A 15,290-nucleotide genomic window follows, 5' to 3' on the forward strand; every position below is an offset into this window, starting at 1 on the left:
CCGCCTGGGTCAGGCGTTCCCGCCGGTCAGCCCGAGGAGCACTGCCAGCCTCCGGTACGAGTCCAGTTGGGCGTCCAGGTCGTACGTGCTCGTGGTGACGAGGAATTCGTCCGCCTCGCTGCGCGCCAGGAGCTTGTCCAGGGACTCGGCCACGTCGTCCGCCGTGCCGTACAGGTGGCCCCGCCGGGACTCCTCGAACAGGGTCCGTTCGCGTGCGGTCATCGGTGTGCCGAGGACCGTCTCCACCGGGAGCAGCGGCGGGAACTCGCCGTGGGTACGGGACCAGGCGGCCGACCACGCCTCGGGGAGCAGGAGCCGCCGCGCCTCCTCGGTGGTGGCCGCCACCGCGATCGTGCCGGAGAGCATCACGTACGGCCGGTCGTTCCACGCGGAGGGACGGAAGTCGCGCCGGTAGTCCGCCACCGCGCGCAGCATCGCCTCCTCGCCGCGTACGGCCGCGATGACCAGCGGCAGCCCGGCCCGTGCCGCCACCGCCGCGCCCTTGCCGGTGGCCAGGACGAAGGGCGGCGGGCGCAGGCCCTCGGCGGGCTGGGCGTGGACCCGGGGGCGGGTGTCCGGGGTCCCGGAGAAGTAGCCGAGCAACTCCTCGATCCGCGCGGGGAAGTCCTCGGCGTCCTGCTTGTCCCGGCCCAGCGCCTTCCGTACCCCGTCGGTGAACCCCACCGACCTGCCCAGACCCATGTCGATCCGGCCGGGGAACAGGGACTCCAGGACGCCGAACTGCTCGGCCACGACGAGCGGCCGGTGGTTCGGCAGCATCACTCCGCCGGTCCCCACCCGGACGGTCGACGTCGCGGCGGCGACGGCCGCCGCGAGGACCGTCGGCGCCGAGCCCGCGACACCGGGCACCCCGTGGTGCTCGGAGACCCAGAAGCGGTGGTAGCCCAGCGCCTCGACCTCCTGGGCGAAACGCACGGTGTCCCGCAGGGCCGTCGGGCCGTCCCTGCCCTCCCTCGTACGGGAGCGGTCCAGCACGGAGAACGGAATGCCCGGCGAGATGGTCACGTACGGTTCAACACCCTCTCCGGCTGGGGATTCCCCGGGCGGATTGCCTAGGCTGACGGTGTGACGACCAAGACGACCAAGACGACCAGGACGCCCCAGACGGCCCGGCGGCCGGTGGCCGTGTTCGATCTGGACGGGACCCTCGCCGAGACCGGCCACCGCCAGCACTTCCTGGAGCGCGTGCCCAAGGACTGGAACGGCTTCTTCGGCGCGGCGGGCCAGGACACACCACTGGCCGAGGGGGTACGGCGGGCCGTCGCCGCCGCCGGGGAGTGCGATCTCCTCTACCTGACGGGACGCCCCGAACGCTGCCGCCGGGACACCCTCGCCTGGCTGGCGGAGCACGGCCTGCCCGAAGGGCCGGTGCGCATGCGGCGCGACGCCGACCGGCGCCCTGCCCGTACGACCAAGCTGGAAGTCCTGCGCGAGGTGGCGGAACAGCGCAAGGTCCGCATGCTCGTGGACGACGACGAACTGGTCTGCGCCGCCGCCGAACGGGCGGGCTTCCGGGTCGTACGGGCGGACTGGGCCAGCACGTCACCGGCGTTCAGGGACGCGCAGGAGCGCGAAGGGCGCACCTGAGCCCCCGGGCCCGCCGGCGACCGGGAACGGCCGCCGCCGGTCAGGAACCGTCGTCCGCCGGGTCGAGGCGGAACCCCACCTTCAGACCCACCTGGAAGTGCTCGATCACACCGTCCTCGATGTGACCCCTGACCTCCGTCATCTCGAACCAGTCCAGGCCGTGCAGCGTCGTGGACGCACGGCTGATCGCGTTACGGATGGCGTCGTCGATGCCCTCGTGGGAGGTGCCGACGATCTCGGTGACCCGGTAGGTGTGGTTCGACATGGAGCGGTCTCCTCTGCACGCGTCGCGGATGTCGCGGGGTGTGGTTCCACGGTGCCCCAGCGCGGGGCGCTCCGCGAGACCAGAATCCCCGCGTACCCGCTCCCCGGACCCCCACTCAGAAGACGTGGACCGGGATCTCGGCGGGGGCGGCCAGCAGGTCCGCGATCTCGTCGTCCAGCCGGACCAGGGTCAGCGAGGCACCCGCCATGTCGAGCGACGTGCAGTACTCGCCCACGTAGCTGCGCCGGATGTCGATCCCGCGTCCGGCCAGCTGCTTGTGGGCCTGCCCGTACACCAGGTACAGCTCACCGAGCGGGGTGCCGCCGAGGCCGTTGACCATCAGCGCCACGTCGTCGCCGGACGCGTACGGCAGATCCTCCACCACCGCCGTCAGCAACTCCCCGACCAGCTCGTCCGCCGACTGGAGCTTCTCCCGCCGCCGGCCCGGCTCACCGTGGATGCCGACGCCCATCTCGATCTCGTCGTCGGGCAGGTCGAACAGCGGCGAACCCTTGGCGGGCGGGGTGCAGGCGGTCAGCGCCAGCCCCATCGTGCGGGTCACGGCGTTGACCTTCTCGCCGATCCGGTACACCTCGTCCAGGTCGGCGCCCCGCTCGGCCGCCGCCCCGCACGCCTTCATGACGAAGAAGTTGCCGGCCACCCCGCGGCGTCCGACGGTGTACGTCGAGTCCTGTACGGAGACGTCGTCGTCGATGAACAGCGTGCGGACGGTCACCCCGTCGGCGTCCGACAGCTCCTCCGCCATCTCGAAGGCCATGCGGTCACCCGTGTAGTTGTTGACCAGCAACAGCACGCCCTTGTCCGACGCGACCCGCTTCACCGTCTCGTACACGTAGTCGGTCGGCGGCGCGGAGAACACGTCCCCCGGACAGGCCGCGTCGAGCATGCCGAATCCCACGCTCATCACGTGGGCCGGCTCGTGCCCGGAGCCCGAGCCCTGGACGAGGGAGACCTTGTCCGCCCGGGGCGCGTCCGCGCGCATGATCAGGTTGTACTCGGGGACGTACCGGAGGGTGTCGGGATTGGCCAGCGCCAGGCCCTCCAGCATCTCCGGTACGTAGTTCTTCGGGTCGTTCACGAACTTCTTCATCTGCTGGCTCTCCTCGGTCGAGTCGGGTTCTGACGCCGCGTCCCGGGACGCGGCGGACGCGTCACACGCGGGCGGACCGACGCGTCACACGCGGGCCGCCCACTCGTCGGCGACCCGTTCCGCCATGACCGCCACGGCCATGGCCCCCGCGTCCGGGGAGCCGATGCTGCGCTCCCCGGTGTAGCTCGGACGTCCCCGCATGGCCTGCATCGGCGTGGTCGCCTCGGCGGCCGTACGGGCGGTCTCCGCGACCACCCCGGCCAGGTCGGCGCCGCTCCCGCCGCCGCCCAGCGCCTTCTCCAGCGCGTCCGTCATCGGGATCAGGGCGTCCAGCAGGGTCTTGTCACCGAGATCGGACCTGCCCCGCTTCTTGATGCCCTCGGCGGCGGCCCGCAGCATCGCCACGGCGTCCTCGCCGGACAGGGCGGTCAGCTCCGGCCGGTCGGAGATCGCGCCGGCCGCCCGGAGGAAGGCGGTGCCCCACAAGGGGCCCGACGTCCCGCCGACCCGTTTGGAGATCACCAGGGCGATCTTCTTGAGGAAGTCCGACGGGGTGTCGCGGTCGAAGGAGTCCCAGTCGGCGAGGACGATCTCGAAGCCCCGGGCCAGCGAGTAGCCCAGGTCCCCGTCGCCGACGACGGCGTCGAGATCGGAGAACGCGCGTTCGTTCTCGACGGCCGTCCGCGCGATCGTCCGGACGACAAATTCGAGGTCACTGGTGGTTGCGGTGGACATGTCTCTCCTCACCTGGCCTGACATCAGTGCGCGCCGGGCACGGCGGCGAGCAGGAATTCGAGAGCGGCGAGCCGTACGTACGGGGAGGGATCGGCGCCGAACGGGTCGCTCAGCACCTCGGAGGCCGTCCCCGCCGGATCGGGCCCCTGGCCCGCCGGGTCCCCGAGCGAGGACACGACCAGCAGGGCTCCCGTGAAGTCCTCCTCCGCCGTGTACGCGCTGGTCGTGACCGCGCAGCCGAGACCCGCGTCCCGCGCCGCGCGCAGCCCGTTGGCACTGTCCTCGATGACGAGGGCCCGTGTGGTGTCGAGCCCGAGCCGGGCCACCGCGAGGTCGTAGATGTCGGGGGCGGGTTTCTTGCGGGGGACGACGTCCCCGGCGAACACGCTGAACCGGGTGGCCAGTTCGGGGCCGACGGCCAGGTTGAGCACCCCGCGCACGGACCGTTCCGCCGAGGTCGAGGCGACGGCCAGCGTCCACCCGGCCGCGTCGGCCTCGGCCGCGATCCGCCGTACGCCCGGACGGGGCGGGATCTTCCCGCCCGCGATGATCTCCAGATAGATCTCGGTCTTGCGCCGGTGCCACCGGCCGACCTCCTCGTCGAGCAGGCGCGGATCGGCGGGGAGACCGGCCTCGGCGACGAAGGACGGGGTCAGGAGCGTCTTCATCCGCTCCTTGCCCCCGCCGACCTTGACCTTCTCCGCGTAGTCCCCGTCGCTCCAGCGCACGGGGAGGCCGAACTCCTCGAAGGTCCGGTTGAACGCGGGCAGGTGTCCGTACCGCTCGGTGTCCGCGAGGACGCCGTCACAGTCGAAGACGAGCGCGGGCACGGCACTCACCTCGCCCGGCCGGCGCTGCCGAACACCGTCATCAGCGAACCGGCCAGGTCGACGACGTCCTGCCGTACCGACCGGAACAACGACGGCGGATCCCACTTCTGCTTTTCCTCGGCCGATTCCAGGAAGGCGAGGGACGATTTCATGAAGGTCTCCTTGAGGGCGGTCGAGATGTTGACCTTCGCGCAGCCCCGGCCTATGAGATCGCGGAACTGTTCGTCCGACATGCCGCTGCCGCCGTGGAGCGCGATGGGGATCGAGCGGGCGGCGACCAGGTCGGAGACCCGCTGGAAATCCAGGACCGGTGTTTTCCGGTACGAACCGTGGGCATTCCCGATCGCGGGGGCGAAGACGTCGACATGTGTGGTGTCGAGGAATTCCAGCGCGACGGCCAGATCCTGTTGCGCGGCGGCGCTGTCGCTGCCGATACCGTCCTCGACGCCGGTGATGGACTCGATCTCGCCCTCGACGTGGGCGCCGTGCTGCCGCGCTTCGGCGACGACCTCGACCGTCTGCCGCATGTTCTCCTCGACCGGGAGGTGCGAGGCGTCGAACAGCACCGAATTCCACCCCCGGTCCAGGCATTCGGTGATGACCTCGCGCTCCGGGCAGTGGTCCAGGTGCAGGGTGACGGGCACCTCGATCCCGGCCGTCATGGACGTCCACATTGTGTACAGGACGTCACTGCCGATCGATTTCACCGTCTTCACGGACGTCTGCACGATCAGGGGCGAGGATTTCTCCACCGCCGCGGCGAGGACGGCTTCCAGGGTGAGGTCGTTGAACACATTGATGGCCGGTACGCCGTAACGCTCTTTGAAGGCGCCGGACAGAATGTCGGTCAGCGGGACGACGGACACGTGAACTCCCGGGATCGATTTCCCCCGCTTACCCCCGCGTTTCCCTCTTCCTTTTCGAGGCTAGCCCCGGAAGGACGCGGGGTCGGCCGGGAATCCCCCCATCCCCGGGTAGGGAATCCCCCCACGCCCCGCGTCCGCGCCGTCCCCCTGTCAGCCGCCGTCGGACGCCGCGCGGTGCGCCAGCGCCGTACGGTTCGGCGCCCCGGTCTTCCGCAGGACGGCGCCGACGTGCTTCTCGACCGTCTTCACCGAGATGCCCAGCGCGGTGGCGATCCGCTTGTCCGGCAGCCCGCGCTCCACCAGCGCCCGCACCTCCCGCTCCCGGTCGGTGAGCGGATCCGGGACGGGACGGTCACGGTCGGTGATGCTCCGCAGGACACGCTGGCTGAGCAGGACGTCCCCGTGGGCGGCGGCCAGCACCGCCCGCACCAGCCCGGCACCCTCCAGGTCCGAGCCCACACACCCGCGCGCACCGGCCCGCACGGCCTCCGGGAGCAGCGGGTCGCCCAGGTCGTCGGTCATCAGCAGCACCGCCGTACCGGGGCTGGCGGAGCGTACGTACGACGTCAGCCGGGCACCGTCGAGCCCCGGCATCCGCAGGTCCAGCAGGACGACGTCCGGTTCGAGGACCCGTACCGCGTCCACCACCTCACGGGCGTCCGCGATCTCCCCCACCACCTGGATCTCGGGCCCCGCCCGGTCCAGCAGCCGCACCAGCCCGGCCCGTACGACGGGGCGCCGGTCGACCACCAGCACCCGCCAGGGGGTCATCGCCCCGGCCGGACGGTCCTCGTCCGCCGGGGTACGGGGGAACCTGGCCCGGATCCGGGTCCCCCAGCCCGGGGTGGACTCGATGCGGAGGTCCGCGCCGAGCTGGTCCGCCCGCGCCACGATGCCGCTCAGCCCGAGCCCGCTGCGCCGCACCTCCGTGTCCCCCGGGTCAAAACCCCGTCCGTCGTCCTCCACCACCACGGCCACGTCGTCCGCGCCGTACATCACCCCCACCCGGATCAGGGCGGCTCCGGCGTGCGTGACGGCGTTGGTCAGCGCCTCCTGCACCAGGCGCAGGGCGTGCGCGGCGACCTCGGGGGACAGCGCCGGGCGCTCGCCGGTAACCACCAGATCCGTACGGACACCGGCGGTGGAGCGGACCCAGCCCAGCTCGACGCCGACGGCCTCGTCCAGCGGACGGTCCTCCAGCAGGGCGGGGCCGAGGCCGAGCACGGTCCTGCGGGTCTCGGCCAGCGCGGCCCTGGCGGCGGCCCGCGCGGCGGCCGGCCGGGCGGGTCCGTCCATGTGCAGCAGGATCGAGCCGAGCGCGCGGGCCACCGTGTCGTGGACGTCCCGGGCCACCCGCTCCCGCTCGGCGCCGACGGCCAGGCGGCGGGCCCGGTCCTCGGACTTCTGGTGCAGGCGCGCGTTGGCCAGCGCGATCGCCGCGTGCTTGGCGAAGACGTCGAGGAGGTCCACGTCCTCCTTGCCGAAGCGGGTCTCGGGATCGGTGGAGAAGACGACGCAGACCCCGATGATCTCGCCCTGCCACACGATGGGCACCCCGACCGTGGCGTACAGGCGGTCCCGGTCCCCGGCGCCCACATGGCCGCCCGGCACGTCCCCGTACCGCTCGAAGAGCCGGGGCCCCCGGCGCGCCACCACCGCGCCCGTGACGCCCTCCCCGAGCGGGAAGACCGCGCCCTCCTGGCAGGCCACCCCCAGGTCGGCTTCCTTGCGGTACGTGCCCGCCTCCTCGTCGACCGTGCTGATCGACCCGGCGCCGGCGCCCAGCAGGCTCACGGCCCGGCTCAGGATGCGGCGCAGGAGCGGCTGGAGGGCGAACTGGCCCGCCAGGTCCTCGACCGCCCCGCTCAGGGCGTCGACCTGGGCGTTCGGCCCGGCCCGGCCGCCCGTCGCGGGGCGGGTGTCACCCATGGGCCCGGTGAGAGGTCGCCATACCTCTCAGCGTATCTCCGGAGGGTCGAAGGCGCGGCTCCACGCCGGTGTCCGCGCAGGTCAGGGCGGGGAACGGGCGGGGTACGGAGGGGGAAGGAACGGTCACGGACGGGGTGTTCGCCCCTGTTTCGCCCCAAGGACAGGACTTGACCGCACCTTTGGTACATACCAAAATCCCAAACACCCGTGCGAGTGATGGTCGCTCGTTCCCCCCACGTCGGGCTCCTCTCCGCGCGCTCACGCCAGAAGGTGACCTACGTGAAAAACCGATGTCTCGTCAGCTCCGTCGCGCTTGTGTCCTGCGCGGCGCTCGGAGGCTGCGGATTGATGCCCGGTGGCAGTGGCACGACCACGGTCACCGTGTGGCTGATGAAGGACAGCGTCACCGACGAGTTCCTCGACCGCTTCGTCAGCGCGTACGAGAAGGAGCACGCGTCCGTCGAACTGGACGTCAGGATCCAGGAATGGACGGGGATCGGCGACAAGGTGCTGGCCGCGCTGGACAGCGACGACGCCCCCGACGTCATCGAGGTCGGCAACACCCAGGTCGCCCAGTACGCGGAGAGCGGCAACCTCCGCGACCTCACCCTGGAGGCGGTACGGGACCTCGGCAGCGAGGAGTGGCTGCCCGGTCTCGCCCAGCCGGGCAGCATCAACGGCGCCCAGTTCGGGATCCCCTGGTACGCGGCCAACCGCATCGTGATCTACAACAAGGAGCTGTTCGCCCTCGCGGGCATCGACAAGCCTCCCAAGACCCGCGACCAGTGGATCGAGGACACCGAGGAGCTGAACGCGGGCGGCACCCAGGGCATCTACCTCGCCGGGCAGGACTGGTACACCCTCGCCGGCTTCATCTGGGACGAGGGCGGCGAACTCGCCGTCGCGAGCGGCGGCGACTGGACGGGCACCGTCGACACCCCGGCCGCGCTCCGGGGCATGGCCTTCTACAAGGAACTCCAGTCGCTGGGCAACGGGCCGAAGAACTCCGACGAGGCCAAGCCCCCGCAGGCGGACGTCTTCGCCAAGGGCGATGTCGCCCAGATCATCTCGACCCCCAGCTCGGCGCGGCTCATCGAGGAGCAGAACCCCGAACTCAAGGGCAAGCTCGGCTTCTTCCCCATCCCGGGCAAGACCGCCGACGCGCCGGGCGCGGTCTTCACCGGCGGCTCCGACCTGATCGTCTCCAAGAACTCCCACCACCACTCGGCCGCCGCCGACGTCGTGAAGGCGCTGGCCAGTACGAAGTGGCAGACGGACCTGGCGCGGACCATGAGCTACGTGCCCAACAAGACGACCCTCGCCGGGGTCATCCGGGGCGACGCCAGCACGGCGGCGATGGCGGCGGGCGCCGCGCAGGGCCGGGCCACGCCCAACTCGCCGCAGTGGGCGAACGTGGAGGCCAAGAACCCGATCAAGCCCTACATGACGGCCGTCCTCGAAGGACAGGACCCCAAGGCGGCCGCGAAGGCGGCCTCGGAGGGCATCACACGCGCGCTCAACTCCGACTGAGGACGTTCCGGCGCGGCGGGGGCGGGCAGGAGGACGGGCGGGGGACACACAGGGACAGGCGGGGGACAGGCGGGGACAGGCGGAGGATCCGGGGCGGGGACTCCCGGCATTCAGCCGTCCCACATCCGCACTCCGCCGTGCGGTCATGTCAAATCCAGCCGGTCACGGAAGAAACAAGGTGCCGGGCCGTCGCGCGAGCGGCGGACCCCGGCACCTGCCTTCCCTACCGGCACAGGAGACTTCCATGTCCGCCGTCGTCCCCGCCCCGCTCACGCTCACCCTCCCCTCCCCGCGCGCCCCTCACCTCCCCGCCGAGGCGCCCGCGCAGACCGCCACCCAGGCCCCCGTCCAGACCCTCGCCCCGGCCCCCGCTCAGGCCCCGGCCCCGGTCCTCCCCGCCGACCCCGCCCCCGCCCCGCGCTACGTCGTCACCCTCGCCCGCGACGAGAACGACGTACGGGCCGCGCAGCGCCTGCGTCACCTCGTCTTCGCCGGCGAGCTGGGCGCCCGCCTCGACGGCCCCGAGCCCGGCCTGGACGGCGACGCCTTCGACGCGTACTGCGACCACCTCCTCGTACGCGAGGAGAACACCGGCGAGGTCGTCGGCACCTACCGCCTGCTGCCGCCCGACCGCGCCAGGGCCGCCGGACGCCTCTACTCCGACAGCGAGTTCGACCTCGGGCGCCTCGGCCCGATCCGCGACGACCTGGTCGAGGTCGGCCGCTCCTGCGTCCACCCGAGGCACCGTACCGGCGCCGTCATCGGCCTGATCTGGGCCGGACTCGCCCGCTACATGACCGACAGCGGCCACAACTGGCTCGCCGGCTGCTGCTCCGTCCCCCTCGCCGACGGCGGCGCGCTCGCCGCGTCGACCTGGTCCACGGTCCGGGAGCGGCACCTCTCGCCCGAGGAGTACCGGGTCACCCCCCACCGCCTCTGGACCCCGGACAGCGCCGCGGCGGCCACGTCCCGTGCCGAACTGCCCCCGCTGCTCCGCGGCTACCTGCGGCTCGGCGCCTGGGTGTGCGGCGCGCCCGCGCACGACCCGGAGTTCGGCGTCGCCGACCTCTACGTCCTGCTGTCGATGCGCCGCACCAACCCCCGGTACCTGAAGCACTTCCTCTCGCTCGCCCCCGCGGCATGAGCGTCTGGCTGCCCACCGCACCCTGCACCCCGCGCGCGTGCGGCACCCACCACGGTCCGGTGGCCGCCGCCACGGTGGCGGCCGTCCGGGTGGGGGCGGGCCTCTTTTTCGTCCTGGCCGGCGCCCTGCTCTCGACCCCGGTGGCGCTGCTCGGCGCCGGGGCACGGGACCGGCTCACCCGCGTCTGGGCCCGCAACGTCCTGCGCGTCTTCGGCCTGCGGATCCGGGTCGTGGGCGCGCCCCTCCCGCCGCGCGGGGCCGGGGTCCTGGTCGTGTCCAACCACATCTCCTGGCTGGACATCCCCCTCCTGGCCGCGCTCTTCCCCGGCCGGGTGCTGGCCAAGAGCGAGATACGGCAGTGGCCGGTGCTCGGCGGGATGGCCGCCCGCGGCGGCACCCTCTTCGTCGAGCGCGAGCGGCTGCGGGCCCTGCCCGAGACCGTACGGACCCTCGCCACCGCCCTCACCGAGGGCTCCCGGGTGGTCGTCTTCCCCGAGGGCTGTACGTGGTGCGGGCGCGACCAGGGGCGGTTCACCCGGGCCGTCTTCCAGTCCGCGCTGGACGCGGGCGCGCCCGTGCGGCCCGTACGGATCACGTATCGCACGCCGTCCGGGACCTCGTCGGGCGCTCCGGCGTTCGTCGGCGACGACTCGCTGCCCGCGTCGCTGTGGCGGGTCGCGCGGGCCGGCGGGCTCACGGCGGAGATCACGGTCCTGCCGCTGATCCCCGCCGGTCGCCACGCCGACCGGCGCTCACTCGCGCTGGCGGCCCAGCGGGCCGTCGCCGGTGACACGGCCGCCGGTGACACCGCTATCGGTGACACGCCTGCCGCGCGCACGACGGCCGGTGATTCTCAGAGGGCTGCCGCCTCTCAGAGGGCCGTCGCCAGCGACAGCGCGAACCGTCCCCCGCTGTCGGTCCACCACTGCGTCAGCTCCATCCCCGCCGCGCTCAGCTCCGCCCGGACCCCCTCCTGACGGAACTTCGCCGACACCTCCGTACGTACCTCCTCACCGGCGTCGAACTGCACCACCAGATCCAGCTCCGGGATCTTCACCGTGAGATCCCGGCGCGCCCGCAGCCGCATCTCGATCCACTCGTGCTCCTCGTCCCAGAGCGCCACATGCTCGAAGTCGGCCGGATCGAAGTCCGCGCCCAGCTCGCGGTTCATCACCGACAGGACGTTCTTGTTGAACGCGGCCGTCACCCCCGACGCGTCGTCGTAGGCCCTGACCAGCACGGACTCGTCCTTCACCAGGTCCGTTCCCAGCAGCAGCGCGTCGCCGGGCTCCAGCAGCGAACGGACCGACGACAGGAAGGCGGCACGCTCGGCGGGCAGCAGATTGCCGACCGTGCCGCCGAGGAACACGACCAGCCGCGGGCCCGGCGTGCCGGGCAGCGCGAGACCGGCGGTGAAGTCGGCGATCAGCGCGTGCACCCGCAGCTCCGGCCGCGCGGCCAGCAGGCTCTCGGCCGCGCCGGTCAGCGCGCTCTCGCTCACGTCGACCGGTACGTAGTGCAGCGGGTCCGGCAGCTCGTCGAGCAGGTGCCGGGTCTTCACGGAGGACCCGGACCCCAGCTCGATCACGGTACGGGCGCCGGTCACCTCCGCGATCTCCGCCGAGCGGTCGACCAGGATCTCCCGCTCGGCCCGGGTCGGGTAGTACTCGGGGAGCCGGGTGATCTCCTCGAACAGGTCGCTGCCCCTGGCGTCGTAGAACCACTTCGGCGGCAACACCTTGGGCGTACGGGTCAGTCCTTGCAGCACGTCGGCGCGCAGCGCGGCGTCGGTGGCGTCCTCGGGCAGGGTGCGGGTCAGCAGGAACGGGCTCACGGGAGGGGCTCCTTGAGGGGGGTGAGCGACACGTCGGCGCGCGTGGCCACGACCAGGGTGCGGTCGGGCACCTCGCGCCAGCGCGGATCGTCGTCGTACGGCTCCGAGGCCACCGCCACGCGGTGGCCCGGTTCGGCCAGGAACCAGAGCGAGTCCCCCCAGGCCGTCGCGGCCACGTGTTCGCCGTCCGTCACCAGCAGGTTCAGCCGGGACGCCGGAGCGGCCGTCGCCACGTCGAGGACGGTGTCGGCCAGGGCCTGGCCGATCTCGTCCCCGGTCCGCAGCCGGTGCAGGAGCAGCGCCCACACCAGTGCGGAGTCGGTGTGTGCCGGGAGCGAGAGCAGCTCCTCGGCGGGCAGTGTGCCGGCCACGCCCGCCACGGTGGCGGGCCACCCCCCGACCGCGCCGTTGTGACTGAACAGCCAGCGGTCCGCGGCGAAGGGCGCCGCGGCGGCCTCGCCGTCCGCGCCCGGCAGGGTGGCGTCCCGGACGGCCGCGAGCAGCGCGCCGGTCCTCACCACCCGCGCCAGATCGGTCAGGCCCACGTCCGACCAGATGGGCCCGGCACGCCGGTAGCGCGCCGGGACCGGGTCACCCTCGGCGTACCAACCCACCCCGAAACCATCGGCGTTGACCGTCCCGTTGCGTTGCCGGCGCGGCTCCCACGACTGCCGGTACAGCGCGTGCGACGGCGCGATCAGCAGCTCGCCGAGCGCCACCGGCGGTCCCAGGTAGGCGATATGACGGCACATCAGACGTCCCTGGCCGTACGGAATCCCGAGAAGATCTGCCGGCGCACCGGCAGGTCCCAGTTGCGGAACGTCCCCCGGCAGGCCACCGCGTCCACGGCGAACGAACCGCCGCGCAGCACCTTGTGCTCACTGCCGAAGAACACTTCGGAGTACTCGCGGTACGGGAACGGCACGAAGCCCGGGTACGGCAGGAAGTCGCTCGCCGTCCACTCCCACACGTCCCCGATCAGCTGCTGGACACCCAGCGGGGACGCGCCCTTCGGGTAGCTGCCCACGGGGGCGGGCTGGAGGTGGTGCTGGCCCAGGTTGGCGTGCTCGGCGGTGGGTTCGCCGTCGCCCCACGGGTAGCGCAGGGCCCGCCCGGTCGCCGGGTCGTGCCGGGCCGCCTTCTCCCACTCCTCCTCGCTGGGCAGCCGCCGCCCCGCCCAGCGGGCGTACGCGTCGGCCTCGTACCAGCTCACGTGCAGCACCGGCTCGTCGGCGGGAACGGCCTCCGTCACACCGAAACGGCGGCGCAGCCACTGGCCACCCTCCTGCCGCCAGAACAGCGGCGCCGTGATCCCGTGCTGCCGGATCTGCGCCCAGCCCTCGGGGGCCCACCACCGCTCCTGGGAGTAGCCGCCGTCCTCGATGAAGTGGAGGTACGCGCCGTTCGTCACCGGCACCGTGTCGATGAAGAACGCGGGCACCAGGCGCTGGTGCGCGGGCCGTTCGTTGTCGAGGGCCCACGGCTCGGCGGTGGTGCCCATGGTGAAGCGGCCGGCCGGCACCAGGATCTCGGCGGGCAGACCCGTGGTGTCCCCGGCGGGCGGCCGGGGGGCGGTCAGCGCGGCCGGGCCCCGGCGCAGCTGGTGGGTGATGAGCATGGTCTCGTCGTGCTGCTGCTCGTGCTGCGCGATCATCCCGAAGGCGAAGCCCGCGTCGAGCAGCGGGGCGCCGTGCAGCGGGGTGCGCTCGATGACGTCGATCACCCGATTACGCACGTCGGCCGCGTACGCGCGCGCCTCCGCGGGCGCGAGCAGCGGCAGGGTGGGCCGTTCGGAGCGCGGGTGCTCGAAGGCGTCGTAGATGGAGTCGATGTCGGGGCGTATCGCGTCCCGGCCGCCGACGGTACGCAGCAGCCACTGCTCCTCCTGGTTGCCTATGTGGGCGAGATCCCACACCAGGGGCGACATCAGGGGCGAGTGCTGTGCGGTGAGGTCGTTGTCCTCCACGGAAGAGGTCAGCAGGGTCGTACGGTCCCGGGCCCTCGTCAGGGTGTCGACGGCGCGGCGCCGCAGCTCTTCGGAGGAGGTGTCGACGGTCATGTGAGGAGTTCCTTCCCGGTGACGGGTGCGCGCACATCGTCGGCGGGACAGCGGCCCGGCAGGACGTAGCGGTCGTTGAACGCGGCGACGGCCGCCCGCACGGCCGGTGTGGCACCGACGCGCGGAAGTGCTTCGAGAGCGGTCGCGAAACAGGAGATCGCGGCCAGGTGGAGTTCGGGGTCGCCCAGGCCGTACCGCGCGGCGTTGACCCACAGGAGATTGCCCGGCGCGGGCAGCGCGCCCGCGGTCTCGGCGAGCGGCTTGACCGTGCGGTAGACGGTCTCCGCGGCCTCCGGGTCGTCGAACAGCGCGGTGGTCACCGCGAGCGGCACGATCCAGCCGTCCTCACCGGGCTGCGCGTCGATCATGCGCAGCTCCAGGTGACCGCGCGGCCGCGCGGGCGGGAACAGGGTGCTCAGGTGGTAGTCGAGGTCCGCCCGGACCGGCGGACGCGGCAGCCCCGAGCGGATCCACTCACGGAACGTGAGCCCGTCGGGCACGTGCCAGGGCCCTTCTTCCGCGCGGACGCACATCACGGGCGCGTCCAGGGCGTGCGCGGCCCAGGCCGCGCGCGGTTCGCGGCCGGGGGGCGGCGCGGTGGTACGGGCCGGGTCGAGCCGCGTCCACATCGCCTGCCGGGTGGAGCGCCAGCCCGTCTCGCGCCCGTCCCGCATCGGTGAGTGGGCGAAGGCGGCCACCAGGACGGCCCCCAGCAGATGGGCCAGCTGCCAGCGGCGCCCGTACCCGAGCGGCCCCGGCTCCTCGTACCCCGCGTCCAGGCACACCTGGACGGAGGCCGTGGTCCGCATCATCGCCCGGCCGGCCGTGCCGATCCGGTCGAGATACGTCTCCATGGCGTCGTACCGCGGCTCGCGCAGGAACCTGTCCGGTGAGCGCCAGGGGTCCTGTCCGTATCCGGCGAGGGCCAGTCCCGCCCTCCGGAGTACGGGGCGTACGGCGTCGAGGTCCGCGGACGCGGAGGCGACGCACTCCATCAGGGAGGAGGCGGGCCGCGAGCTGAGTTCCAGCTGGCCGCCGGGTTCGAAGGTCAGTGCCGACTCCAGAGGCAGCTCCCGCAGGCTCCGGAAGGCCGCTCCGAGGCGGCCGGTGGGCACAGGTCGTGCAGGGTCACGCAGGTCGTGGACAAGCCATTCGAGCTCCACCCCCACCTTCCGGGGCGGGCCCGTCTTGAAGCAGATACCGCGCAACAGGTCTTCGGCCTCTGTCTCGCCGAGGGCTTGCCCGTCGTCGGTCGAACAGTCGGTTGGCATGGTCGGATCCTCCTGTCGAAGATCTTGACCGGACTCCGCCCCGGGTTCGGGGCGGAGCACTCCGGTCCAACCTAAAGCCACTCCCGCCGCTTCGCACAAGAGTGCCCC

At 72.6% G+C, this 15,290-nt stretch carries 15 protein-coding genes; 4 read left to right on the forward strand and 11 right to left on the reverse strand.

Translation table 11 applies throughout. The features are described 5' to 3' along the window. Window positions 1-9: 9 nt before the first annotated feature. Window positions 10-1,026, reverse strand: a complete 1,017-nt coding sequence (locus ACIODU_RS05565; RefSeq protein WP_401764207.1) for an LLM class flavin-dependent oxidoreductase — start codon at window positions 1,024-1,026, stop codon at window positions 10-12. A 60-nt stretch (window positions 1,027-1,086) separates the two neighbouring features. Between ACIODU_RS05565 and ACIODU_RS05570 the strand changes: the two genes are divergently transcribed. Beyond that, entirely contained in the window at window positions 1,087-1,608 is a 522-nt protein-coding gene (locus ACIODU_RS05570) for a hypothetical protein (protein WP_401764210.1), read from the forward strand. A 40-nt stretch (window positions 1,609-1,648) separates the two neighbouring features. Here ACIODU_RS05570 and ACIODU_RS05575 read toward each other — a convergent pair whose 3' ends face one another. From ACIODU_RS05575 to ACIODU_RS05600, 6 genes are all read right to left on the reverse strand, one after another. Then, window positions 1,649-1,873, reverse strand: a complete 225-nt coding sequence (locus ACIODU_RS05575) for a dodecin (protein WP_161307172.1) — start codon at window positions 1,871-1,873, stop codon at window positions 1,649-1,651. A 115-nt stretch (window positions 1,874-1,988) separates the two neighbouring features. Beyond that, on the reverse strand, window positions 1,989-2,984 hold the full coding sequence (gene dhaK, locus ACIODU_RS05580; RefSeq protein ID WP_356418886.1) for a dihydroxyacetone kinase subunit DhaK: 996 nt from the start codon (window positions 2,982-2,984) through the stop codon (window positions 1,989-1,991). An 84-nt stretch (window positions 2,985-3,068) separates the two neighbouring features. Further along, window positions 3,069-3,719 carry a dihydroxyacetone kinase subunit DhaL gene (gene dhaL, locus ACIODU_RS05585; protein ID WP_356418883.1) on the reverse strand — a complete coding sequence of 217 codons (651 nt, stop codon included), beginning with the start codon at window positions 3,717-3,719 and terminating at the stop codon, window positions 3,069-3,071. Between the two features lie 23 nt (window positions 3,720-3,742). Continuing rightward, on the reverse strand, window positions 3,743-4,549 hold the full coding sequence (locus ACIODU_RS05590) for an HAD-IA family hydrolase (protein WP_401764215.1): 807 nt from the start codon (window positions 4,547-4,549) through the stop codon (window positions 3,743-3,745). 5 nt (window positions 4,550-4,554) lie between these two features. Further along, the gene (locus ACIODU_RS05595; protein ID WP_356418878.1) at window positions 4,555-5,415 is read right to left on the reverse strand and encodes a class II fructose-bisphosphate aldolase; all 861 of its coding nucleotides are present in this window, start codon (window positions 5,413-5,415) and stop codon (window positions 4,555-4,557) included. Between the two features lie 150 nt (window positions 5,416-5,565). Then, window positions 5,566-7,344, reverse strand: a complete 1,779-nt coding sequence (locus ACIODU_RS05600) for a response regulator (protein WP_401764218.1) — start codon at window positions 7,342-7,344, stop codon at window positions 5,566-5,568. 279 nt (window positions 7,345-7,623) lie between these two features. Between ACIODU_RS05600 and ACIODU_RS05605 the strand changes: the two genes are divergently transcribed. The 3 genes from ACIODU_RS05605 (at window position 7,624) to ACIODU_RS05615 (ending at window position 10,995) form a co-directional block, all read left to right on the forward strand. Continuing rightward, the gene (locus ACIODU_RS05605; RefSeq protein ID WP_401764221.1) at window positions 7,624-8,874 is read left to right on the forward strand and encodes an extracellular solute-binding protein; all 1,251 of its coding nucleotides are present in this window, start codon (window positions 7,624-7,626) and stop codon (window positions 8,872-8,874) included. A gap of 244 nt (window positions 8,875-9,118) precedes the next feature. After that, window positions 9,119-10,018 (forward strand): GNAT family N-acetyltransferase, encoded by a 900-nt coding sequence (locus ACIODU_RS05610; RefSeq protein WP_401764224.1) that lies wholly within the window; start codon window positions 9,119-9,121, stop codon window positions 10,016-10,018. After that, window positions 10,015-10,995, forward strand: coding sequence for a lysophospholipid acyltransferase family protein (locus ACIODU_RS05615; protein ID WP_401764226.1), 981 nt, complete (start codon window positions 10,015-10,017; stop codon window positions 10,993-10,995). Before ACIODU_RS05610 ends, ACIODU_RS05615 begins: the two co-directional genes overlap by 4 nt. On the opposite strand, the gene egtD is transcribed toward ACIODU_RS05615, so the two are convergent. Genes egtD through egtA form a run of 4 tightly spaced genes read right to left on the reverse strand, consistent with a single transcriptional unit; the run spans window position 10,890 to window position 15,182 of the window. Beyond that, entirely contained in the window at window positions 10,890-11,852 is a 963-nt protein-coding gene (gene egtD, locus ACIODU_RS05620; RefSeq protein ID WP_401764229.1) for an L-histidine N(alpha)-methyltransferase, read from the reverse strand. The genes ACIODU_RS05615 and egtD overlap by 106 nt on opposite strands. Continuing rightward, window positions 11,849-12,604 (reverse strand): ergothioneine biosynthesis protein EgtC, encoded by a 756-nt coding sequence (egtC, locus tag ACIODU_RS05625; RefSeq protein ID WP_401764232.1) that lies wholly within the window; start codon window positions 12,602-12,604, stop codon window positions 11,849-11,851. The genes egtD and egtC overlap by 4 nt, the downstream gene beginning before the upstream one ends. Beyond that, on the reverse strand, window positions 12,604-13,911 hold the full coding sequence (egtB, locus tag ACIODU_RS05630; protein ID WP_401764235.1) for an ergothioneine biosynthesis protein EgtB: 1,308 nt from the start codon (window positions 13,909-13,911) through the stop codon (window positions 12,604-12,606). The genes egtC and egtB overlap by 1 nt, the downstream gene beginning before the upstream one ends. Continuing rightward, the gene (egtA, locus tag ACIODU_RS05635; RefSeq protein ID WP_401764237.1) at window positions 13,908-15,182 is read right to left on the reverse strand and encodes an ergothioneine biosynthesis glutamate--cysteine ligase EgtA; all 1,275 of its coding nucleotides are present in this window, start codon (window positions 15,180-15,182) and stop codon (window positions 13,908-13,910) included. Before egtA ends, egtB begins: the two co-directional genes overlap by 4 nt. Window positions 15,183-15,290: the final 108 nt, after the last annotated feature.

It is taken from the genome of Streptomyces sp. NPDC088261 (assembly GCF_044740805.1).
GTDB lineage: Bacteria > Actinomycetota > Actinomycetes > Streptomycetales > Streptomycetaceae > Streptomyces.

Bases quoted from the DNA above. Each gene is read 5' to 3' on its own strand.
- ACIODU_RS05600 (WP_401764218.1), bottom strand. From the start codon at position 7,344: ATGGGTGACACCCGCCCCGCGACGGGCGGCCGGGCCGGGCCGAACGCC.
- ACIODU_RS05575 (WP_161307172.1), bottom strand. From the start codon at position 1,873: ATGTCGAACCACACCTACCGGGTCACCGAGATCGTCGGCACCTCCCAC.
- dhaK (WP_356418886.1), bottom strand. From the start codon at position 2,984: ATGAAGAAGTTCGTGAACGACCCGAAGAACTACGTACCGGAGATGCTG.
- egtB (WP_401764235.1), bottom strand. From the start codon at position 13,911: ATGACCGTCGACACCTCCTCCGAAGAGCTGCGGCGCCGCGCCGTCGAC.
- ACIODU_RS05615 (WP_401764226.1), top strand. From the start codon at position 10,015: ATGAGCGTCTGGCTGCCCACCGCACCCTGCACCCCGCGCGCGTGCGGC.
- ACIODU_RS05610 (WP_401764224.1), top strand. From the start codon at position 9,119: ATGTCCGCCGTCGTCCCCGCCCCGCTCACGCTCACCCTCCCCTCCCCG.
- egtC (WP_401764232.1), bottom strand. From the start codon at position 12,604: ATGTGCCGTCATATCGCCTACCTGGGACCGCCGGTGGCGCTCGGCGAG.
- egtA (WP_401764237.1), bottom strand. From the start codon at position 15,182: ATGCCAACCGACTGTTCGACCGACGACGGGCAAGCCCTCGGCGAGACA.
- dhaL (WP_356418883.1), bottom strand. From the start codon at position 3,719: ATGTCCACCGCAACCACCAGTGACCTCGAATTTGTCGTCCGGACGATC.